Origin of the sequence: Acinetobacter sp. ANC 5045 (genome assembly GCF_004331005.1) — a bacterium.
Taxonomy (GTDB): Bacteria; Pseudomonadota; Gammaproteobacteria; order Pseudomonadales; family Moraxellaceae; genus Acinetobacter; species Acinetobacter towneri.
In genome coordinates this window covers 57364-82419 of sequence record NZ_SJNS01000012.1, presented here as the reverse complement: position 1 = coordinate 82419, position 25056 = coordinate 57364, and the positions used below count along the sequence as shown (strand labels likewise).

General features: G+C 40.2%; 11 protein-coding genes, 2 pseudogenes and 1 other annotated feature. Of the genes and pseudogenes, 6 read left to right on the top strand and 7 right to left on the bottom strand.

Annotated features, from left to right (window positions below; genetic code table 11):
- The 7 genes and pseudogenes from E0H79_RS10540 to E0H79_RS10510 form a co-directional block, all read right to left on the bottom strand.
- A partial coding sequence (locus E0H79_RS10540; protein ID WP_131261588.1) for a transposase occupies positions 1-159 on the bottom strand: 159 nt, incomplete at its 3' end.
- Positions 160-247: 88 nt separating this feature from the next.
- Positions 248-1302 (bottom strand): annotated as a pseudogene (locus E0H79_RS10535) (IS3-like element ISAba14 family transposase); the annotation flags it as partial.
- 322 nt (positions 1303-1624) lie between these two features.
- Positions 1625-1993, bottom strand: coding sequence for an MbcA/ParS/Xre antitoxin family protein (locus E0H79_RS10530; protein WP_131261587.1), 369 nt, complete (start codon positions 1991-1993; stop codon positions 1625-1627).
- Positions 1994-2083: 90 nt separating this feature from the next.
- Complete coding sequence (locus tag E0H79_RS10525) at positions 2084-5047, bottom strand: site-specific integrase (RefSeq protein WP_004974313.1); 2964 nt, start codon at positions 5045-5047, stop codon at positions 2084-2086.
- Positions 5044-7224 carry a hypothetical protein gene (locus E0H79_RS10520; RefSeq protein WP_131261586.1) on the bottom strand — a complete coding sequence of 727 codons (2181 nt, stop codon included), beginning with the start codon at positions 7222-7224 and terminating at the stop codon, positions 5044-5046. Before E0H79_RS10520 ends, E0H79_RS10525 begins: the two co-directional genes overlap by 4 nt.
- Positions 7221-7853: a hypothetical protein gene (locus E0H79_RS10515; protein ID WP_228258787.1), complete on the bottom strand. Its 633-nt coding sequence runs from the start codon at positions 7851-7853 to the stop codon at positions 7221-7223. Before E0H79_RS10515 ends, E0H79_RS10520 begins: the two co-directional genes overlap by 4 nt.
- Positions 7854-8111: 258 nt before the next feature.
- Positions 8112-9346: pseudogene (locus E0H79_RS10510) on the bottom strand (IS3 family transposase).
- Positions 8953-9070: a sequence feature (AL1L pseudoknot), on the bottom strand. (Overlaps the previous pseudogene by 118 nt.)
- Positions 9347-9976: 630 nt before the next feature.
- Here E0H79_RS10510 and mads2 point away from each other — a divergent pair.
- From mads2 to mads8, 6 genes are read left to right on the top strand one after another with little or no spacing between them, the layout of a single operon-like run.
- On the top strand, positions 9977-12031 hold the full coding sequence (mads2, locus tag E0H79_RS10505; RefSeq protein WP_131261585.1) for a methylation-associated defense system DNA methyltransferase MAD2: 2055 nt from the start codon (positions 9977-9979) through the stop codon (positions 12029-12031).
- Positions 12028-12240, top strand: coding sequence for a hypothetical protein (locus tag E0H79_RS10500; RefSeq protein WP_213072762.1), 213 nt, complete (start codon positions 12028-12030; stop codon positions 12238-12240). Before mads2 ends, E0H79_RS10500 begins: the two co-directional genes overlap by 4 nt.
- Positions 12237-13607 carry a restriction endonuclease subunit S gene (locus E0H79_RS10495; RefSeq protein WP_131261584.1) on the top strand — a complete coding sequence of 457 codons (1371 nt, stop codon included), beginning with the start codon at positions 12237-12239 and terminating at the stop codon, positions 13605-13607. Before E0H79_RS10500 ends, E0H79_RS10495 begins: the two co-directional genes overlap by 4 nt.
- Before the next feature lie 9 nt (positions 13608-13616).
- On the top strand, positions 13617-17750 hold the full coding sequence (gene mads6 / locus E0H79_RS10490; RefSeq protein ID WP_131261583.1) for a methylation-associated defense system protein kinase MAD6: 4134 nt from the start codon (positions 13617-13619) through the stop codon (positions 17748-17750).
- A complete protein-coding gene (mads7, locus tag E0H79_RS10485; protein ID WP_131261582.1) occupies positions 17747-19393 on the top strand; it encodes a methylation-associated defense system protein MAD7 in 1647 nt (548 codons plus the stop codon). Before mads6 ends, mads7 begins: the two co-directional genes overlap by 4 nt.
- Positions 19390-24843, top strand: coding sequence for a methylation-associated defense system ATP-binding protein MAD8 (gene mads8 / locus E0H79_RS15525; protein WP_131261581.1), 5454 nt, complete (start codon positions 19390-19392; stop codon positions 24841-24843). The genes mads7 and mads8 overlap by 4 nt, the downstream gene beginning before the upstream one ends.
- The last annotated feature ends 213 nt before the right edge of the window (positions 24844-25056 follow it).

Below are 25056 nucleotides of genomic sequence, written 5' to 3'. Positions count from 1 at the left end.
KGATACAAGATTTGTATTCAATCCATGTTGCAAAGCGACTGAAGCAATTGAAACGTCCGGTGCTTTACAAGCCTGAACGATCTGCTGTTTAAATTCAGCACTGTATGTTCTTCGTTTTTTCGCAAGAGATGCGATGGATGTCTGATTATTTGTAGTCATAAATTTAAGTCCCCACTTGTTTCTAAGTGGGGACTAAATTAAGGCTTATAGGATGAATTCAGAAGGTGTGTTCAGCGGACGCTTACTTATAAAACTCAAAATATGCACTCAATTGCTTTTTCGCATCTGTGACACTGCTATAAGCTTTGAGATACACCTCTTCATATTTAACGCTCCGCCATAATCGTTCAACCATCACATTATCTACCCATCGACCTTTACCATCCATACTGATTTGAATGCCATTTGATTTCAATACATCAATAAATGCATCACTGGTGAACTGACTGCCTTGGTCTGTATTCAATATTTCAGGTGATCCATATTTTTCAATCGCTTCATTTAAAGCCGAAATACAAAAATCCACCTCCATACTAATCGATACCCTATGCGCAAGTACCTTGCGGCTATGCCAATCAATCACAGCACATAAATAAACAAAGCCTTTTGCCATAGGGATATACGTTATATCCGTAGACCACACTTGATTACTGCGCTGAATAGCCAATCCTTTGAGCAGATATGGATATTTACGGTGAGCTTGATTAGCCTGGCTTAAATTTGGTTTGCAATATAACGCCTGAATACCCATTTTCTTCATTAAAGTACGTGTATGACGTCGTCCTATATGATGCCCTTGACGATTCAACAAATCACGCATCATACGACTGCCTGCAAAAGGATATTGCATATGTAATTCATCAATACATCGCATCAGCTTCAGATCTGATGAGCTAACAGGTTTTGGGCGATAATAATAACAACCACGAGAGACTTTCAGTAACTTAGCTTGTTTAGATACTGAAATCTGAAGTGAGTGATCGATTAACTTTTGTGGTTGAAGCGGCCCAGTTTCTTCAACACACCTTCTAAAAAATCAATTTCTAATGCCTGCTCACCGATTTTTGCATGTAACTTTTTAAGATCAATGGGAGGTTCTGATGGAGCTTTTGATTGATCGAAAGCTTGTGAGGAAGCTGAGATCAATTGATTTTTCCAGTCAATAATTTGGTTTTGATGAACATCAAACTCAGAACTCAATTCAGCAAGTGTTTTTTCTGCTTTGATCGCAGCAAGTGCTACCTTAGCCTTAAAGTCGTTTGAATGATTTCTTCTTGGTCTACGTGCCATAAAATACTCCATATATTGATGTTTATAACATCATTTGAGGAGCAGAGTATCACTTATAGGAGTTGTTCAAATTTCCGGATCCATCTCTAACTTTTAACTAATAATAGTTAATGTTCGCTATATAGCAAACTTTTATAATGATTCTTGAATGGCTAAATTGAACTTATAAGATTCAATTTAGCCTCGAATTAAGTTAATAGAATCCATATATGTATGGCAGTTATCAATAATGAGGCAGTTGTATACCTCTTGAGAAGAGGAACTTCTTATACCTTAAATTTAAATTATTAGACAAACAATGACTTTTTTTGTGTGTAATAAGGCCTTGTATATCTTAATATTTACTCTGAAGCCGAAGCCCTTCGACTACGTTTAATATAGTAATTAATCCCTGAGTAGTCTGAATCTGTTCTATTGGAATGCCTTTGGTTAACTTATTTGGTGCCTTCATAAAATGCTGCATCCATTTAGCCTCTCCACCTGTTAAAGCATCTAGTGATATTGCAATACGAATTAAAATAATTGCGAGCTCTCCCTGACTTGAATCAGGATCTAACTCAAGCGAATTTAAAGTTTCTATTGAATCTAAATTGAGAATGATAGCAAGCTGGCCCTGTGTCAAACCAAGTTGATTTGCAGATGATAAAACAGCTTTAGCTAATACCTTTTTTTGTTTTGCAATTTTTTCTGGTGTTTTATGCATGACTGATCTCTGTTTCAGACGTTGCTGATATCTAGAGTTTATACTATTTGATTACCATTTCTCATAGTTCAAATTTTTATTACAAACAGCTTAAAGATGAGAAACTATCATGAGATACATCAGTAATTTGAATACCCCAAGTGCTTTTGCCTCTTTACCTTTGAAGCAGAATTTAATTCGCCTTTCATTTTCATTCAGGCTGAAGTTTTCTGCCCGTAATGTTAAATCCTGTAATGTCTTTTTGAGCTCTGTCTTGCTCTGCTGAGAGAGTTCTAAATGAAGATATTTTTTGGGAAATAAGCTATGAATAAAAGAAAGAAGTTTCTTCAGTTGCCGTTTTTCATTCAGTTCAAAAATTAACTGGGCTGAATTTGGCTGAACTTTTTCAAGATAAATTGAGTAGATCATATGAAGCTGTTTTTTATATTTACTTTGTACATTTGCATAACGCTCCTGGACATGGTGAATGACCTTTTTCTCCTCCTGATTGGTTGGCAACATGGTAACTAATGCAGCAGGAGTTTTCCTTAAAAAATCTGTGGTAAATAACCTCGATGATTTTTTTTGGTTTACACAGGAGGTTTTCAAATGCAGGGCTCTGGCACGTAATTTTTGCGCGATTTGCAAAGGAATGCCTTCAGGTAACAGAAGATCTTGCTCTTTTTCTACTGCAAGAATGTGATGCAATAATTCAAAAGTCATCTCTGAGTCATGAGCTCCTAGCATCAGTGAATCAGGCGATTTCTGTTGCCTTTGTTGATATTGATGATCATGTTGCCTGTAACGGTCTTTAGTGAGTTGATCAAATAAAAACTGTTTGATCGCCCGCTGCTGAACAGGATATTTAATAGAATCATCATGTTTCAGAATATTAAAATAGGCTTCTTTAGGAAGCGGGCTGTGCATTTGATTCAGCTGGTAGCTAATTGCCAGATGCATTAAATGCAGATAGCTTGAACAAGTGGTTTCAGGCGTTAGGTGCCCGGCAAAATGAGAGAGTGCATACCAGGTTTGCTGACTATTTCTGTTTCGCAACAATGCATAACGGATACGTAATTGCTCATGTGGGCTATAGTCAGTAAATGCATCTGCAAGTGTTGAGTTTTTTAAAATCAGGTAAAGATGATTAAATGCAGAATGGCGCAGACTATGGTAAGTAAAATTGTGTTCTCCAAAAACTGGTTGGATCAATTGTTTAAATAGGGAATTCACTTCATTTTCATGAGTTTCCTCTAAGGACTGTTTTAAAAATAGCGGTTGTGCAACTGATTTTCCTTGTTTTTTTAGCAGACGTTTTCTATTCTGACTATATGTTTTAAATGCATGTAATTCGTCGGCTTTAAGTAGATGATGCAGGGGAATTTTGCGGTAAGCTGAGTAGCTTTTTTGATTTTTATTGCGATTGTTGCGAATGGTGAGTATCACTGCATCTTCACTAATAAATAGATCACGTACGAAGATATTTAATGTTTCATTGATCCGTAGTCCGACTCTGAACCCTAGAATAAAAATCAGTTTAAATATATTTTTATCCTGAATCGAAATATCTTGAGTATTTTCGAGCTGCTCTAGCACGTGGTGAAAAATATGGGGCGAGATCAATGCTGTTCTGCAGATTTTTACCTGGATTAAATTATCTAGATCGATAGTAGGTGCTTTAAAAAATAAGGTCTGTTTGTGATGAAACTCCTGTAGACGTTTTTGTAAAGTCGCTCTAGTTGTTTCTTTCTTTAATAAAAGCATTTCTCCATACAGATCTTCAAAATCAGCATCTGAAAATGATGAAATATCTTTGTCTTGCGTTGCCTGCAGCCAATGGACTGCAAACTGTGAAAACATGGTATTTAGAGAACTCTGCTTAATTGGCTGAAAATCTGCTTGTATAAGCTTACGTTTAAATCGTTGCAACTGTTGGATAATTTGATTAAGGCAGTCAAGTTGTGCCTCTGTTAATTTTGAGCGCAGAATAGTCCATAGCAGTAAACGCTCCAAGGCTGGAGGTTGTTCCTTGGCATATAATTCTATGAGTCGATCGCTATAGTTTTTTGCACGAATAGCTTGACGTATTTCTACTAAAGCATCAGCTATATCCATTGAAATATTGGTTATAGAGGGAGCCTGATGGTTTTCACAAGTATTCTCAATCTTATTGTTATTAGGATGAGCTTGTTCAACCTGAACAAAATAAGCTGCTAATTGTTTTTCGAGAGGACTGGAACTGTAAATTTCATTTTTTAAGATACAAATGGACATTTGATCCAGCCCGCTGTTTTTCAGGAACTGTGTATAGTAAAAACCGTATTTTAACAGGTCTTTACAACGCACCTTTTCCTCAGGGAAGCATTCAATAATACAAGCGTTAATCAGATGTTCTGCATCTTCAATATCCGAAAATAAATCAAATTTTTGATGTTTTAGTCTGTAGATCCAGCATTTCACAATATCGTGTAGCACAAACGTTTTGGTATAGCTGACTGAAAAATCAGGGTTATTTATACGCTGATTACCGAAATTCCGGTTCGGGATATCAAGTGAAACAATATGATTCAGGTTTAAAAAACTTTGAAATTTCTTTGTTTTTAAAATGATTTTTAAAAACTTTTGTAGTTCGTTCTCATTATAAATGCCATTAAATAATATTGAACTGATCAAACAGAAGCCAAGTGATTGAGTTAGACTGAAGTCATTATGTTTTGTCCAGTAAGTAATCAAATTTTTGGCAAATTGAGTCACCTTTTTGCCATGTTTTAAGGTTTCAATATTTTGTAGTGGCAGAGATCTTTCGTACCTTACGGGAGCGGCAGGCACTGGATAGTAGTGATTCGATGAAAGATTAAAGCGCTTGATATATTTAGCAAATTCTATACGTGCCATCTGATAGCTACGGATGTTTGACTTACAGTGTTCTAAAAGCTGATTATCAACTTGACGACAAATTTCCGAATAGTTCTCAGGCGTCAGCTCTATACATTTCTCACTAAACAAGTTCAGAAGAAATGCTTTGTTTTTTCTATGCTTTTTTATTCTTTTGAGGGAGTGTGGGTGTTTACTCATTCAATCAGGAATCCATTAAATGTAGACATACTTTTAAGCTTTAAGAGTTCGACTAGCTTGTCTTGCGCTGCTCGAATGTGATCGTAATCGGTTGCCTGAAAACCCGAATAGCGGTCAAAAAGTTCCTGCATGGGCCCATCGTGACCAAAGATGCCATTCAGCATATCTTCATCGCAGTGCTGTGCAAAAAAATAGCGAGCGAAATGGCGAGTCCAATTGCGCTGCAAAACTATAGTTGGACTGTTCTTTTCAATATCAGCAAGCTCTAAATTTCGGATATATCCTTCAGTCTTGGGATATACAAGAAAGGGGCATTGACCATCAAAGATTTCTTGAATTAAAGCTGTTTTTACTTGGTTAGCACAAGCCTTCATAAGATTCTGAAATTGTTTTAAATATTTCAGATAAGACTGTATTTCATCACGAAGAAAATTATTAAATGGTAGGTAGCGTCCAATGGTACCCGAATAACGTTGCTCTTTATCTGCAACAGCCACCAAACAGTTGTCGAGATCAAGATAATCGAGATTCGGGGGAAAGGCATCATTTGGTCGGGCAGATGTCATAATCATGCAAACGTACCATAGCCAAATTGAATAATATTTCAGTGTATTAAAAGGGTTAGGGTTTCCCCGAACTTGCTTGTCAAGCTCTTTAAAAAAGGATTTAACCAGAGGCAGGTCTGGCGTTTGCTGACTACCGAAAGTAACAGGGGATTTAAATTCTTCGATATAACTAGTGTCGAGTTGCGGGCAAACCAGATAAAGCGTTTGGCTATAAATATCGAGGATATCAACAATTTTCATTGAATAGTAATGGCTTGGGGTGTAGCTATTAACGTTTTCTCCACTAAGTAATTTACTTTCCAATTCATATCCGAGTTCATTCAACGTGATATCGCTGATTAAACGAGGAAGGTTTCGAGCTGTTAAATGAAAAGTAAGGCCGTCACTGATTCTACGTAAATATTCTTGTACATCTGAATCAATATCAGCTTTATCCCACTTTTTTAGTTGAAAAATCTGATCAAAATAAACTTTGGGTAAGGGGATGGTAAAAGAGTTTCCTATATTCATCATATATTCTTTTAATAAAGCATCTTTAAATTTAGAGTTATCAAAACTTTGCCGAAAATAGAAGTTTTCAGGGCTAAAAGTAATTTCTTTTCTTTTTGAACTCAGACGAAAATTTTTCCGAAATACTAATAGCTCTTTATAATGCGTCAAACTGAGTACTGAAAATAAAAGTAAGGCATGAATTGGAGAGGTTTCTGCCTGTTCAAACAAAATTCGCATAATATACTGTGCGGTAGGCAAATCAAAGACACGAGGATTTGACTTGCTCATTAACTGATTCTTGTTTTGATGCAGAACTTTGTTCTTAAGATTATTGACCTGAGCTGTAGTAGAGTATTGCTCAAGAGGATTAAATTCAAAATTATGATCTTCAACTTTTTCTATAGTTTTATCTTCGCGTGGTTGTTTAGCTGTACCTTTTTCAAAATGAGTCTGATACGTTTGTTCATCATCGAGAGATATTCTTGATATCTTTTGAACATCAGTTTGAGGAGCTTCTTTGGCACCTGAACTGCTTTGGCGATTTCGTTTTAAACGTTCAGACTGAGTAAAGACATATTGATAGATGACACGTAGATTTGCCAGCTGGCCAATTTGTTTTTCATCTAAATTTGGTGTGGAGCGGTTAAGTAACTCTCTATTCTCTGTTTCAGCTTTATTTAAAAACTTAAGCAGATCCTCCAACTCAATAGGGAGAGGTGGTAATAAGTTATAAAGCCAATGGTATTCCTGTTTTTTGCTGGCTAAACGAAAACGTCTACAGAGGTTAGCTACAGTGGCTGCATGTTCTTTGCTATCAAGCAATTCAATACATTGAATATTAAAAATGGCCCATTTCAGGGCATTAGCTTGATATGCTGAAGGCGTATTAATGACTGCAATAAGATAATGAATGAGAGGATATTCACTGATTGATTTTTCTACAAGTTTTTGATTTATAATATTGTTAAGTTCAATAATTTTAGTAGGTTTAATGAACTCATTGAGTTTGATTGAATTTTGAAAACTTTCAAGCTTTGCTTCTGCTAGTGTTTGATAGAATTCTCGAAACGGCTCAAGCTTTAATTCTTGAGTATCTTCTAAGTAACTATATCCGTTCATGATGATATTCCAGCCAGAATTTTTTCTAATGAAAGTGGACCAGCATAATTTGAAATAGAACTTACTGGACTTTTGGATTTAGATAGCCCTGATAATTCTCGTAGATGATTGATAGTTAAAACTTCCTGACCGAAAACTTCCTGAAGATGTGCGGCTAAGTATTGTTCATTTAGCCAATATGCGATGATATCTAAGCCATGAATTGAGTGATGTAATCCGGAACACAGTAAGGCCCTAACTTCGCTTAAAGCCTGGATGGTGAATTGGTAGGAATTATTTTTCTCATAAGCTCTGAACTTAAATTCATTTTTATTCTTATTGTAAAAATAAGCATAGATCCAGCTGAAATGACTACTAAAAAAATAGTGATCAGGTGTTTTAGTGGTAAGGAGCGGGATTTCGATATTCTGTTTAAAAGTTAAATTCAAGTGATAGCTTTGCTGTTTATCACTCAGTTGGAAAAATAAAGCTATCCAGATTTGGTACGCATGCATACATTTTGGATAACACATTAATTGTAAGTTTTTTGAAGATACACGATGACTTTCAATAGCTTTTTTTTTATAGACATATGCTGATGTCTCCCCATATTTATGCCAAGTGGCTGAAAAATAAGCTATAATATTCACGTATTTTTTATAGGAGAGTCAAGGGTTGCGCACCCTATATTGTGTTATTAAATTGTAAATTTCACTATATATAGTGTTTTTAATCTTTTTAGCGGTAATTAAAACCCTATTGAATTATGTTTTTAGTTAATATTTAGAATATTTAAGTTGGATTTACAAGGAATTGCATATGGAGATCAAAGAACTAAAACAGGTAGAAGTCATTACTGATGTTTTATGTGAACCGTACCGGGTTTGTCGGAGACTTTTTTATTTAAGTTAGGCCACCTGACCTAACGGGTTAATCTTATCATAGTACATTGCTTCAAACTCAAAAGGTGATACATAACCCAGTGCACTGTGTACACGCTCTTTATTGAACCAATCTACCCAGTTTAATGTCGCAAGTTGTACATCCGCTAAACCTTGCCAATCCGCTTTTAAATATTCAATCACCTCTGTTTTGTATAAGCCATTCACCGTTTCAGCCAAAGCATTATCGTATGAATCACCGGTCGTACCGACTGATGCTCGTAAATTTGCTGCTTCTAAACGATTGGTATAACGAATGGAAAGATATTGCACGCCTCTGTCACTATGATGAATCACGTTCTTTGGCATGCCTCGATCATGCAATGCTTGCTCCAGTGCATCGAGCACCATATCTGTATTCATACGTGTTGATACTTTCCATCCAACAATTGCTCGCGAGAACACATCAATAATAAAGGCGGTATAGACCCAGCCTGAATGAGTTTGAATATACGTGAAGTCAGCGACCTGAGAAGCATTGCTTCGCAAGGGTCAGGATGATCTGCATTAAAATTGCGTTTTACTAAGTCATCTGCTCGTTTTTGATCATCTCGGCTACGGGTGGTTTGTTTATTCTTACCACGCCAAACACCTTGTATACCTAGCTTCTGCATCAATCGAGCAACTGTACAACGTGCGATAACATAACCTTCACGTTTCAATTGTTGCCAGACCTTACGCACACCATATCGACCTAAACTTTCTTTCCAAATACGTTTGATTTGCTCTGCATGATGTAAATCATGCAGAGCACGTTTCGCTCGATGTTCTGGATTGTCARCGAGATCTAAAGCCCGATAATAGGTCGAAGCTGCAATCGGTAAAATTCTACAAATCGCTTCAACACTATATCGATCTTTATTGTTCTGGATAAAATCCACCATTATTTGTGTGGGCGGTCGAGCTCCGCCTGGGCGAAAAAAGCGGCTGCTTTACGTAGAATTTCATTGGCACGTTTTAATTCTTTAATTTCACGTTCCATTTGCTTCATTTTTTCTTGGTCAGATATCTGTTGTACTTTGGCAGGATTTAGTTGATCCATATGCTTTAAATACCAAACACGCAATGTTTCAGGAGTACAACCAATCTTAGGTGCAATAGCTGTGATTGCAGCCCAAGTAGAAGGATAATCTTTTTCAGATTCAATCAATAATTGAACCGCTCTTTCTCTGATTTCAGGGGGTATATTTTGGTTTTGTCATTGGAACATTCTCTCAAGAAAGTTGGTCTCCGACAAACCCGGTACGGTTCAGCTTTGGCTCCCTTATTTTTTTAGTCTGGTAAGGTAAGACATGATTCAAATAGCAGATTCAAAACGCAGACATGGTTCCAATTGTCAGCTTTCTCCATTAGATTATGAAAAAGCGCATCAAAAGATGGGCTTGTGTTTCTAAAATTTTGGCGGCTATTCAGTGCAACAAAGCCAACTTGTACTAATACTACACAAAATAATTCCGTTTCAACCTAAATCAGTTGAGAAACACTATAATCATGATAGGGTAGACATTAGCTATAAAATCAGTTGTCGATGATTGAAAATCGCTCTCCAATCAATACCGAATGCTCAGTATTTTAAAGTGGACAAAAAATAAAGAGGAAAGAGCGTGATTTATGGCTGTATGGCATCCTTCGCGAGAAAACACAAAAGGTTTATTGTTGATGTGATACATGTAAAAAACAGTCTTGGCTGTACAGCTATCAAGTTACTTGATAAAGAAATCGTAGAAAAGATAGGCTAGTCGAACTTGATAATTTGTGTGAGTAATTCGATTTATAGATTCAGGGCTTTTTTCAAAGTCGTCAACTGAAAAGGTAATTAACGAGAGTAAGTAATGACAACCACTAATCATTTAAATCAGCAAGAAGTACTAGCCATTGAAGATGGCATGATGCTGGATTACCTAACGAATAATCCTATCAAAGAAACGCCTAAAGAATTGGTTCGTCAAAAAACCTTACGCGCCTTGTTCCATGAATACGGCATAAGCGCTGAAGATATGGAGCTTGATGTAAAAGTTAAAATTGGCGGCAAGCAGCAGAAAATTGATATCGCTATTTTCGAGCATGGTGCTGAACATATTCCTGAAAATATCCGCCGCATTGTTATCTGTGATAAAGAGCCGAAAAAAGGCAAAAAATCCGCAGTAAAAATGCGTGATCACGACCAAGCGCATAAAGACCTGCAGTTGATGGAAGATATGATGCGTGAACAGGTTGGTGATAAGTACCTGCTAGAAAAGTGCCAGTGGGGTTTATGGACCAACGGCATCGAATTTTTCTTTGTTGAAAAAGAAGAATCGCGATTCGATACCAAGTTCAACGCAGTTGGCGATTGGCCATTAGCTGATGAGACTTTGGGGAGTCGAGACGTTGCATCAAACGCACAGCTAAGAACCGCTGACCGTGAGATGCTACTTACTGCATTCCGTCGTTGTCATAATTTTATTCACGGTAATGAGGGGATGCCTAAAGATGCAGCATTCTGGCAGTTCTTATACCTCATCTTCTCAAAAATGTACGATGAGCGTATCGGCAATCGAGACCGTGAGTTTTGGGCATCACCTACAGAACAATTTGACGACGAAGGCCGCAAGAGAATTAGAGCACGAATTAACCCGCTATTTGAAAAGGTAAAGAAAGCTTACCCGGAGATATTCTCGGGTAACGAAGAAATTACGTTGTCTGATCGGGCGTTGGCATTCATGGTGTCTGAGCTTGCCAAGTACGATTTTACCCGTACTGAAATGGACGCCAAAGGTGCCGCCTACCAGGAAGTGGTTGGCGACAACCTACGTGGAGATCGCGGACAATACTTTACCCCGCGTGGTGCGATCAAACTTATAGTAGAAATGATGGCGCCGCAACCACATGAAAAAGTGCTGGACCCGTCATGCGGTACCGGTGGATTTCTTGAGCAAACCTTAAGCTATATCAACAAGCAGTTACATGAAGAGGAAAAGGTTAAACTAGGTGCAGAAACCACCGAAGAATTCATTTCAATTCAGCAGCAAATAAAGAAATTCGCAGAAAATAACCTGTTCGGTTGTGACTTTGACCCTTTCTTGTGTCGCGCGTCGCAAATGAACGTGGTGATGGCAAGTAATGCGATGGCAAATATTTACCATATGAACTCACTTGAATATCCGCATGGACATTTGAAAGGCGTCGAACCAGCGAAGAGCAAGATCCCCGTTGGTGATTCTAGCGGTAAAGACGGTAGTGTTGATGTCATCTTAACTAACCCACCGTTTGGTTCAGATATTCCGGTGACCGACAAACAAATTTTAGAGCAATTTGATCTTGCGTACATTTGGGAGCGCACTGAAAACGGCGGCTTTAGAAAAACTGATAGGCGTAAAGATGCTGTATCACCGGAGATTCTGTTTATCGAGCGCTGTGTGCAGTGGCTTAAGCAAGGCGGCCGTATGGGTATAGTGTTACCAGACGGTATTTTGGGTAACCCAGGTGACGAGTATATTCGCTGGTGGTTAATGCAAGAGTGCTGGGTGCTTGGTTGTGTCGACTTACCTGTTGAGTCATTTATCGTTGAAGCTAACGTAAACATCTTAACTAGTCTGCTGTTCTTGAAAAAGAAAACTGATACTGAAAAAGATGCTATTGCCATCGGTGGAGAGCCCGAATACCCGGTATTTATGGCGGTTGCAGAAAAAGTAGGTTTCGACCGTCGGGGTAACACACTGTATGAGCGTCACTCTGATGGTGAAGAAAAAGTGATCGAAGAAGAAGTGGAAGAACGTATTCGCATTAATGGCCAAAATGTGGTGCGTAAGCTGAAACGTCGCAGCAAAATTTTAGATGATGATTTGCCTAAAATTGCCAAAGCGTGGAAAAAGTTCCGTGCTAACAATCCGGAGCCATCGGTATGATCTCAGGTTTTGATACTAAAGTGCTCAAACCCACCGATCCTAAAGCAGCAATTGATGCGGTAAGAGGCCAAAACTGGGGGCGGAAAAAGACCCACTCTCAGCTGTTTAAGCGCATTGCCAAAGATGTGTCTTTTCGTGGTTGTGAAGATGAGTCATTTAATAGCTTATTACATCAGATTCAGGCTTGGTATCCGAGGGTTTACGCATGATAGTGAAAACCATTACATCAAAGAATATAATTGATGAGAAAACTAGACTTGATTGCAGCCCCTATATGACAGCTGCTTTTGAAGCGAGGGCTGCGATTGTAAATCTAAATATCAAAAAACAGCCTTTAGGTGATATATCGAGCTTGTATAAAGGAAAACAACTAAAGAGAATTTTTGTAGATAAAGATAATGGAGTTGGCTTTCTCAATACAAGCAATATGCTTCACATGCATTTGTTTAATCTTCCGTATTTGTCTTCTGAGATCGCAAATACTGACAAGAAATGCTTTGTTAAGAAGAGGGATATTCTTGTAAGCGCTGCAGGAAGCATTGGCAGAATGTCTTACATCTCTGGGGATATGGAAAATTTGTTTGCATGTGGTGATATTATTAAGGTCACGATTGATGATTCAAAGGTATTGCCAGGCTATGTTTACGCATTAATGAATGGAAAATTTGGCAAGCCAATTATTCAGATGGGAACTTATGGATCTATTATTCAGCATTTAGATGTTAAAGACTTGGCGAGATTTAGTGTTCCAATAGTTTCAAAAAATATTGAGAGCCAGGTTAATGAATTAATGGAGAAATCAATAAAGCTCTATGAAGACTCATCGGAGTTGCTGTCAGACTTAGTCAGAAGAATCGATGCTCCTTATCATGAAGAATTGGCAAGCGATGCCAAATACACAGTAATTAAGTCTACTGATCTGTTAAAGAGATTTGATGTCACTTTTCATGATCCTAGAGTGGAGATTTTAAAGCGTGCAATCAAGAACAATCGACATATGACAATCGGTGATTTTTGTGACTCAACATTTTTACCTGGGATTTTTAAGCGAATTCACATTGATGATATAAATTATGGCGCGGAGTACTTCACAGGCGCATCACTTTTCTGTAAAGAGCCTGAGGCAAAAGGCATCTTGTCCAAAACTACATCAAAGTACGATGATGTGCTTTTGAAGTATGGCACTGTTCTGGTGCAAGCGTTCGGACAGAAAGGCGGCTTAACAGGTCGTCCTGTTTGGGTAGGTCGTAACTTAGATAACAAAACGACTACGCATATGTTAGTAAGACTTTACGCCAATGATTCAGTAAAAGCTGCGTTTTTGTATGCATTTCTTTTAAGTGACACTTCTTACAAGCAAGTTGCTGCACTAACTTACGGTGGTTCAATTCCACATTTTGACGAAAATATAATTAAAGATGTGCTCATTCCGTTCGAGTTGGGGTCTAAGGAAATAGAAGCAATTGGTGAGATTAGTTTAAAAGCCTTAGAGATGAGAGATAACGCTCAATCGTATGAGCGACAGGCAATCAAATTGGTCGAAGACGCAATAGAAGCCGCAGCACCAAAGCATTAAGGAGAGGTTATGGCACAGGTATTTGCAATTGGTGATGTGGTTAACGATGAAGAGCGTAAAGCCATCGCTTGGTTAAAAGAAAAGTTGCCAGACGATTACTTTATTATTCATAGCTTTGAAGTTGAACAGTATGACCAGCTGTTTGAAGTGGATATCTGTGTTGTTGCACCCCATGCTATTTACTTGGTGGATGCCAAGGGCATCCACGGCCAAGTTGAGGTGGACGGTACCATGTGGCACACCGCCCACAACAGCTATCGCTCGCCATTGCCAAAATTACGCGGCAATGCAAAGTCGTTATCGGGCCTCATTTGTAAGCAGAATCGCGCAAATAGAGATTTAAAAAACATCTATGTGGATACTGCGGTGGTGCTCACCATAGATGATTGCGAGTTCAAGGACCCAGAAGATCGCGAGCGCGGCCATGTAGTGGCACTAAAAAACAGCACCCGTTTCTTCACCGACAGTGCCCGTATTCCAGAGCGCTTTGAGCGCAATGTGACTAAGTACATTCAGATTATCGCAGAGGCCTTGGGTAAATCGGCCAAAAAGCGTAGCCATGGTGTACGTTTTGGTAACTGGGAAGTGGCTGAAACCTTGACCGATAATCAGTACTTTACGGAATACCGTGTATTTAACATTACCGCTGGTCGCAAAGGCGGCACTGTGCTGGCTAAAGCCTATAAAGCCGACCCTTACTTACCAGATGAAGAACGCAGCAAGCAAAAGCGCCTGATTGAAAACGCGTATCGTGCCATTGCAAAAATGCCCTCGCATTCCGCCATTATTGGTGTGAAAGACTTCTTTGTTACCGAAGCGCAAGATAAATACTTGTTATTAACGGATGATATTCCTGGCGAAATCCTCAGCAAAAAGCTTAAAGACGCAAGCTCGCTGCTCACATTGGATCAGAAAAAGCGCATCGTTAATGATTTGTTGTTGGCGTTAGCGCATTTATGCCGCAATGGCGTAGTCCATCGCAATATTACCCCTGAGCATATTTTAATGGGGGCCGATGGTCAGCCAAGGCTGATTGATTTTGACTACGCTCGGATAGGGAGTGAAAACACCACCACGATTGCAGACGAAGTACAGCAGCGGATCTCAAACCGTTATAAAGCCCCCGAACTCTGGGCTGATAGCCATGCAGCGAGCTGCGCCTCGGATATGTACAGTTTAGGTCTGGTTATTTTTGAGCTGTTTAGTGGTGATGCGGCCTTTGATTCGGTCACGCAAGCTATTGAGAAATCGTGTCTGCTCAGTACAAAGTTGAGTGAGCGATATAAACAGCTACCAGTAGAGTTTGATGATTGGCTGCAAACCTTATGTCACAAAGATGCACCGCAACGGCCAAGCCCTGAAGATGCGCTGGCGCAATTTAATGCACTCTGGCAACCCAAAGCAGCAGTAGAAACAATTGAGCCTAATAAACCCGAACAGCTGAGTGTTAAAACGCAGAATAACCATGAGCTTTCAGTCAATTACAAGCGTTTACCGAGCGGCTACCAGCTAACTAATAAATACGTCGTACAGCAACCGCTGGGTAAACCTGGCGGTTTTGGTATCGTTTATAAGGTAACGGATACCTTTGGGGATGTTTCGCGCGCAGTGAAACTGATTTTGAATGATAGAGAATCGGTATTAGAGCGCTTAAAGCAGGAATACCGCACCTTGGTTAAACTGCCAGAGCACCCTTATGTGGTAAAGGTGTACGATGCAGACGTACTTCCTAATCAAGGTCCTCCTTATATTGTTTTTGAGTACCTTGAAGGCCTAGATGTCAGTGAACTGATCCAGCAACGCTCATTAACGGCACACGAAGTGTGGACCATGGCTAAGCAGGTAGCGGAAGGTTTACAGCATTTACACGATCACAATATTTTCCACTGTGACATCAAGCCACAAAACCTGATTTGGAAAGACGGTAAAGTTCGTATCATCGATTTTAATGTATCGGTAGATGCTGAAGACCTAACCTTAGGGGGCGGTTCACGGAAGTATTTACCACCAGATTTAAGCATGACTGAAACACCGCAAGCCTCTGATTTGGTTGATAGGGACTTATATGCCTTGGGCATTACCCTGTATCGTGCCATGACAGGTGAATACCCATGGGCCAATGTGCAGTGCCCACCTATGGACGAGTTAGCTCGTCACCCTAGTGAGTTTACCCAGAGCTTTAACTTAACCGATGATGTTTCGGCGGTCCTGCTCAAACTGATCGCCCCAAAACGAGTTGACCGTTTTGAATCTGCCGAACAATTGCTGAAAGCACTGAATAAAGTCCAGCAATTGAAAAAGGCGCAAACTTTATCGGAAGAAAGTACTTCGCAATTTCATTTGCCGCCACTTGCGGATGGCTCTAACCCAAGTAAATCTGCGTTTCATGATTTTATGCTGACGCTGTATAGCCAAAGTCGGCATTCAAATGCGGGCACCCGTGGCTTAGATGATTACGCAAAGTTAATTTACGTTGAAACCGCCTTAGATACCGAGCTTGCACCAGCAATTCTGGCTGGGCAACTGCGCTTAGTGCTAATAACTGGTAATGCCGGTGACGGCAAAACAGCATTCTTGCAGCAATTGGAATCGCAGGTTAAAGCGCAAGGAGTTACGGTTCACCTCAACCCACAAGGGAATGGCAGCTGGTTTGAAATAAATGGTCATAAATACCTGACCAACTACGATGGTAGTCAAGACGAAGGTAACAAAGATAATGACGCGGTACTCGAAGAGTTCTTTAGCGTCTATCAAGGTAACGATTCAAATGCATGGCCACATCACGAGACCCGGTTAATTGCCATTAACGAAGGTCGGCTAGTCGACTTTTTAACCCAACATTCAGAAAGGTTTTCTGCTCTAAAAGCCGTAGTTGAGCAAAGTTTAAAAGATGGCTCAGTGCAAAATGACGTAGCGGTAGTAAACCTGAATATGCGCGATGTGCTGGCTTCGACGCAAAGTCAACCTAAGTCTATTTTTGAGCGAATCATCGGAAAAATGACCTCGGCCAAGGTTTGGCAAGGCTGTGATTATTGTGCGCTAAAAGACAAATGCTACGTTAAGCACAATATTGCTACCTTTCAAGACGAGCAAACTGGCCCTAAAGTCATCGAGCGTTTGAAGTATATTTACAAACTGACCAGTTTACGCAAACAGCTACATATCACGATGCGAGATTTACGCTCGGCACTGAGTTATACGCTAGTCGGTGAATACTCCTGTAACGAAATTAAAGAAATATACGCCAATGGCGAAGCCAACAAAATTCTACATGGTTATTACTTTAACGCTTGGTGCGGTAGCGAAAATACGCAAGATCGATTGTTAAAGCTGCTAAGAGAAACCGATATTGCTCAAGGGTCTGACGTTCGCTTAGATCGCGGACTGGACTTTTTAGGTTTAGATGCTGTTGATTGGTTGCAGTTTGAACAGCGCAGTGATCACGAAAGCCAGTTGCTTGCGAATGCACATCAGAGCTTACCTAATGGCACTGCCTTAAGTGAGAGTAAAGAACGCTATCAATCTCATCGTAATGTTGTGGGGATGTTACGTAGAAAGGCCTACTTTGAGCGCCGTGGAGAAAATTGGCAAACATTACTGCCTTATCGTTCAGCGAAGTTATTAGTACGTTACCTCGAAGACAGTACGTTACTAAATGAAGCGAAATCGCTTGCCATTAATGCAATTAACCGTGGCGAAGGTTTGCATAATCCGATGTATTTTAACGGCCAGCTGGCGATGCAAGTACGTAAGGTACACTTAGGCACTATTAGAAGTTATCGCTTATTCCCATCGGATGTTTTTTCCATTGAAGTGAAAGACTCAGCGATGAACTCGTCATTTGTGGAGCATAGTCCGCAGTCACTATTGCTCAAGTACCAAGATGCAACCGGCCTTACCGCAGAGTTGGAATTAGATTTGGACTTGTTTGAAATGCTGCATCGTCTTAATCAAGGCTACGTGCCTTCGGCGCAAGCGGAGCAGAGTTTTTATTTAAGTTTAACCGTATTTAAGAACGTATTGGCTTCAGCACCATATCAAGAGGTTTTGCTAACTACCAACGGCCAACAGTACGAAAAAATAACCCGCGACGAAGGTGGTGTGTTGCAATTAGAACGATTGGTAGCGGAGGTTCAGCCATGAAATTAGGTAAAAAAGATAAGGCTTTTCGCACCAATAAAGTGAGCTATCTTGATTACAAAATTGTTGAAATGGATAGGGTCTTAACTCATCTATTCGCTCGGCTAAAGCACAATGGCGCTTCTAGTAAACTAAGTGCTAAAGGTATGACGGTTGAGTTGTTTAAAGACGAGTTTCTAGACTCTCGTAATGGAAAGCATTTTAAAAACTTTTCTCAAGCCCCTATTACTATTGAAAAGTGGATTGAAACCCACTTGGTGGACTTAATTAATCGTGGCAAGGCGAACGAAGCGGTTGCTGCGCCGAGACCACTTCACGGCAATACTTATTTGTTTCGAAATCCTAAAAATTGTCGGGATTATGGTGCCTCTAAGCAAGTATATGAGTTGCTTTACCATGCCAATAATGGTCAGACCGCGATTAACCGACTCAAACAGTTTTTCTTTGCTGGTGTCGATTCTACGACAGGTCAGTATGATAGTTCGTCGCAAGTAGATGTTGAAACGCAGGCAATATTAAGACTGTCTGATCAAGTAAAGTCTGACGCGCCGGATCATGCTGACTTACAAGAACGGTTTGCGCCGCTTAATCAACAAGCTGCGGATATTTTAGCTGAAGATATCATTAAGCTTCTGACGTATCGCCAGTATATTCCTCGTTCAGTGATGGTTGAGTACATAAAGATATTGTTAGCCTTTCACCTGGCGCTATACCAATTGAAATTGTTTAAGTTGCTACCGGCTTTGGCTAAGAGTAAGGGCCGTAATCTCCAAGAGAGCAATAAACAAAAGACGGCGCTCTATGTGGACATGACAAATGGCGCTAATAGCTTGAGTGAATCGATGGCTGAGCAAAGTGCGACGTTACACTACAAGCGTATTCCAGCTTTTATTAAAGCCTATTTCGGCGTTAAAAAACTCGACGAATTTGCAGAGTATCTATCGAAAAAAGGTAAATTATCGGGGGCAAAATCGATAAAACAAATGTCAGTGCCTGATTTGTTCACTCTGCTGGAGTCGCCGTTAGAGCAAGAGCGCGATCAGTTTTTTGGTCAGCGCAACGCTGGAATTTTAGATGCGTCAGTATCATCTGCTCATGAGTCAGAGGATATTCCCCCAGAGATTCATGCTATTACCCAGCTCGGCTTACCTGAGTATGAAACCTACATAGAAATTTTGTTGTTTGTACAAGGTAATGCAATCCGTTCTGGTTTAGTCAAAAATCTAGATAGTTTTATGCTCAAGAATAAACCTGGTGCTTTGCTAGAACAACAAAGTGGTAGCACTGGTGGACGTCGATTTAGCGTTGATGGACGACTGCTAGAAGTGTTGTTACAGCTGGCAGTACTCACCAAAGGTGGTGACTTGGGTTTTCACACTAAGGAGTTAAGAGTTGATGAGCTGTTAACTTTCTTAAAAGAACGATATGGCATCTTTATTGACTCGTTACCCGATACAGATGCTTTCTGTGAGTCATCAATTGATGTGAATAAAGCGCTTAGAGATAACTTATCTGGTTTTAAACGCCGGTTACGAGAAATTGGTTTTTATCGCGATCTTTCTGATGCGTATGTAACACAAACGGTTACTCCAAGGTATCAGATAAATAGTAAGCAAAATGAGAGTATGAAAGGACATAACGCATGATTAAGGGAATTCAAACCGTTATTAAGTCAGATATTGATGGCAGCTTAATCAGTGTCCTTGTACCTAAGTTTAAGTTGTTATTAGAAACTCGCGGTGCGGGCCACTGCATGAAGGTATCTGATTTAGAAACAGAGCTGATGTATCAGCTTAGTGAAGTCTTATCAGGTGCGGTTGAGTATGCCCAGGTTGCCGTATTGGCAGAGAAAGCGACGCGTAATTTTTCGGTTACCAGCACCAAGCTTGTTGAACTGCGAAACCCTGATGAACACGGCCAGCTTCGCCAGCCATTACTGATTTTTGTACCCAATGAATTAAAAACGTCCTCTGAAGACTCTTTTGGTGCTGCGACCTTTGAACAAATTGATATTTCAGATGCTTATAGGCTTGCGTTTAATCAAGTAAAGGCTGAATCTCCTGATCCGATTAAGCGGTTGTTAGACGAAATTTACTTCATTCTTCAAGAAAAGGCGGCGTTAAAACTCAGTGCTTATCAATGGTTGCGATACGCGCTAACAATTAAGGTTAATGGCTTTGATCCAAGTATTGCTGGTGCTGCTCTTTACGAGCTGGGGCTAATTCCTGATCTTGAGTTGCATCAAGACCATTCCATGTTGGTACGCAAATTAGTTAAAAATCGCGAGTGTGTACAAATTATAAACCGCTCTGAGAAATCAGCGATTGCAACTGTTTATGACCTGCAGCTAGAAGGTGAAGACTTTAACAAGAGATTAGCGCTCTTTTTAAATGATCAGGAAAATCTACTCGATAGCAGTTGGCGCAAGCAATTAGTGGTGGATAGCAGCAACTGGGCACTCACTTTTGATAAATGGCGCTTTCAATATGAGGAAGATGCCACTGATGCGGTTTGTTTAACGGTGACTGAAGTGGGTTTGCCGCTTATTCCTGATGATGAAACCGATACAAACTTGCAACAACTGATTGGCCAACAAGTATTAACTACTGGCCAAGGTGGTTTGAAAAAGTTTTCTGTGACTTTTTCTGTTTCACCAAAGCCTAGTGAAGTTAATGGTTTAGCGAAATATAAAGCTCAGGTGTTTACTCAACAAGGTGATTTTGTTGGGTTAATTAAGGTAGGTAAAGCTACATCAAAATCCACAGTTACAATCACGTTTAACAAGTTGACTGGAATCGAATGGGAAGAAGGTTGGCATTACATTCGAATTCAAGCGTTTGATGAAAACGATGAATTATTACCTTTGGTTGATGACAAACAGTGTCCAATACCGTGGGGTACGTCCAGTGCGGAGGAAGCTGGCTCACGAATTAATGAAAGTGATCTGTTTTATGTATTGCCAGCAGCAGATGCAGAAGTTGAGCCAATTGAGGGGCGAAAAGTCAGAGAGGCGTCATTAGCGCATGCGAAGATTAAAGCTGAATTTGCCAACGTCATCGAAACTGAGAAATTTGCCAATGCTGAAGTAATGGAAACGACTTGGCAAGATAGTAAGAGTAAGGATGAGTCGATCGTCAATGTGAAATTCAAGAAAGGAAGTGGTATTCAAATTCCAGTTACCACTTACTTAAAAAACTTTGAGCAAAAAATTCTGGCTAATCCAATGGCCGCTTTGACTTGGCGTGTAGAAATTCGCAATCAAGAAGCAAGTGAGTCTGGTGCCGATGCTGTAGATTGGCCAATAAAGGGCGTAGAAAGCCAGTTTGAAAAGTTTAAAGCCGCACGTGAAACGTACTTTCAAAGTATACATCAAGATGAGAAAGAGCTAATTTCTGTCGCTCATGATCATGTGTCTTCATCACATGAAGCCTATATGTATTCCAGCAGCTATCTAGAATACCTAGCAGCGGTATTTCAGGAAACTGAAAAGGGGCATGACTATTCGGCTGAATTAGCTGCGTTATTACGCTTGGACTCACTTTCAATCGTAATATGGAATTATGATGGAAGCTATAAAAAGGCCATGTTACTGGGGCCTACACATCCACTAAGGGCTTTATGGTTAGGTGGGTGGGCTTCTCTTGCTGAAGCTTGGGCAAGACAGAGTGAGAAAGTTGGTAAGGAAATCGCGGTTGGGACTAAAAACAGTTTATTAGAAGAACTCGCATTAACCAATTTTCCTTATGTTCTGCCAGACTCTCAAGGCCAGTTGATGGTTGCACTCGACAGTATTCACCCATTTTGGAGCATTCTGTCGTCTGCACAAGAAAAAGAGCCACAAGCACTAATTGATAAAATCAAAACTGCATTTGGAATTAAAAATGATTACCAGCAAGTTGGTAAGCAAAGTAGTGCCTTTCTCGCCACTAAGGTCGAAAGATATCTGATACAACATCCCTATGTGAACTGTTTATCGATCAATGTGTTTAACGCGGGGTCTGCGGGAGCCGTAGCGGGCATGTTGTTGGCTTTGAGAAAGAAACCGGAGCTAAAGCATATTAGTTTTGATATTCGTCTATTCGTAGCTGATCCTTATGCGACAGAAGTGGGTGCTGAGTTATTTAAATTAATCAACAGTGGTGATGACGCAGAGGCTGAAAACCAGCTATTTCATGCAGCAGAGAATCATTTGCTGCCAAGGCTGAGTATTTCGCTCAGAGCTAACTCTGAATTTGAACAGTCGCCTGATGAGTTTCAGTCTCATTTAAGCATGTTATTTGATGTATTCCCTGCACAAGAGTTATCCGTGGTAAAACCTCAGGCAGACGAGCAAGTTGCGCCCGTACATGGGTTATATCAGGATTATTGTATTGATTACTTTGATGAGAATGGGATTGTTGCGTGGGATCGGCACACGAGACATGGTGCTGCAAAAATGCTATTCGGCGGCCAGATATCAGAGACTATCGCCAAACTGCCTAAGATGTTGTCGGCAATAACTGCATCATTAGCCACCGGCGACTTTTCTCTAGAACAGGTGCCTGTAGTGAGATTGGCGCTTGATAGTGCTGAAAAAGCCCTATTAAATCAATTACACGAAGTGAGTGATTGGGTGTTCACCGTAGATAGAAATTTGGGCATTGAGTTCTTCGATCACGGTGGTAAAGATGGTCGACCAGATTATCTGATTGATCACAGCCCTGAAATGGCTTCTTCAAACACGCACAACTTTGTTATTACTTCGCGTTCTACTACGGAAATAGAAGCCTTATTGAGAGGAACATTAGAACAGCATCAAATTGTTCCTGATGTAGATAAAGCAACGCGGGTTTTAGATTCGCTCAGAGCGTTGTCAGGTAGATTAGCGCTAAAACTAGCCTCAAATAGCGCTTCAAAGTCGGAAGCCTTAGGCTTGGCCTTATCCAAACTTTATCTTGAGTACCAAGGGGTGTTTAAGGACCAGATCATTGTTCCTTTAGATGCTCATCTTGAGCTTTATTCTGAACTGCAAAAGGCTGATGGTGAATTAGGTGCAGATATTAGCTTTAAAAGAACAGATTTAGCATTGTTCGATTTGGATGCTTCATCGCGCACAATTCGTTGCAATTTGGTTGAAGTTAAGTGCTATTCAGAAGTCGGCGATCTTACAAAGTATGAAAGCTTAAAAAAGAGTATTGCCGAGCAAATTTCAGAGTCGGAGCGCGTGATTCAACGCCATTTTGATTTAACTCGCACAACGCTGGATAGACCTGATCGCCTAGTTAAAACACAAAAGCTTTGTGTCCTTCTTGAGCATTACCTTAAACGATCTGAGCGTTTTGGATTATTGAGTTCTGAAATTGTCGATGAAGCAAAATATTTGCTTCGAACTTTGGAGGAAGGGTACAAGCTTTCAATTACCCGAAGTGCTGTTATTTTCGATTTTGGCCAGAATAGCTCCGGCGTTGAAAAAGAAGTCGGTATTGAATTTCATCGTGTTGGGCGAAACCATATTGATGAATTGCTGTCCGCTAAAGTGCCTGAGGATAACGAACACAGTGAAGGGACGTTGGATTCACTTGAATTAACGCTGCCTAAGTTAACTTCGGCCGAATTTTTACATAAAGAGCGAGATAGAACCGTATCTTGGGCTGAACTAGTATCTCAAGCTGCGATCACTTTACCTGAGCGGCCAGATGCTTCGAAAGATGAAACGATTAAAGTACTGCCTTTTAATGATGATGTTCCAGCTACTGTTTCACCGTCGATTAGTCAGAGCGTTGAAGAAGTAAAACCTGTTGGTAATCCAGCTCCTGCAATAGCTAATCCTGCAGAGCCAGAGCCAGAGCCAGAGCCAGAGTCTGACGAAAATTTGCACATTCCGAACATCACAATGGGTAATAAAGTTGAGGTCGTTCCCCACGATATTGTTCTTGGTGTCAACGGTGATTCTGCTCAGTTTGGCCTATTGGGAGAGGTCCATGGACGGAAAATAGCTTTAGATTTAAACCATACACACACACTAAGTTTATTTGGTGTTCAAGGTGGGGGTAAAAGCTATACATTAGGCTCAGTTGTGGAGATGGCAACTAAATCAATTCCATCGATCAATACGCTGCATAAAGAGTTGGCCAGTGTGATATTCCATTACAGCGCTACTCAGGACTATAAACCTGAGTTTACGTCGATGATAGCCCCAAATGACGATGTTATGCAGTTAGCTAAGCTTAAAGAAGTATATGGTGCGGAGCCAACTTCCTTAGATGATGTTGTGTTGTTAGCTCCTGAAGACAAGTTAAACGAACGTCGTGCTGAGTATCCTGGAATTGAGGTACATCCGTTGAAGTTTTGTTCTTCTGAATTGCAAGCTGGGCACTGGAAATTTTTGATGGGGGCTATCGGCAACCAAGCCGCATATATCCGCCAACTAGGCAATATTATGCGTAAAAATCGAAATAACCTCTCGATCCAAGCGATAAGGGATGGAATACAAAACTCTAGTCTTTCGGATTCACTTAAAGACCTAGCAGACATGCGTTTGGATTTTGCTGAACAGTACATTGATGACCAATTAAACGTTGGTTCGCTGATTCGACCAGGCAGAATGATCGTTGTAGATGTTCGGGATGAGTTTATTGAAAAAGACGAAGCATTAGGTTTATTTGTTGTGTTACTGCAAATATTCTCAGAGGCAAAGTATCAGGGGCAAACATTCAACAAACTGATAGTTTTTGATGAGTGCCATAAGTACATCGATAGCCCAGAACTAGTAAAAGGACTTGTAGAAACGGTTCGTGAAATGCGTCATAAAGGTACCAGTGTGATGATTGCTAGCCAAGATCCACCATCTGTTCCAGTTGAGCTCATCCAGCTTTCATCTCAGATAATATTGCATAAGTTTAATGCTCCAGATTGGTTAAAACACATTCAGAAAGCTTGTATTGGATTGAAGTCTTTAACACCTGAGAAGCTTGGCGCATTAAAGCCAGGCGAGGCATATATTTGGTCTAGCAAAGCCAGCGATAACGCATTCGTGAGTGATGCAATGAAGATCCAGTGTCGACCTAGAGTGACCAAGCATGGTGGGGATACTTTGACTGCAGTATCAAACAATTGAAGGAAGATAGAGTTTATTTTCCTTTCTCTTTAGAAATCAAGATATCCTTTGTCAACTGGTTTTGAATGCTAAGCATTTAAAATATTTATGCTGGCAGTTTAAAAATAGTATTTGTATGGCTCTAGACTAGCAGATTTACAGAGACTGTAAATAAAACTGTGTAAACGCTTAAACTATCCCTCAACGCTGTTGGGGGCAACACAGGTGTTTACC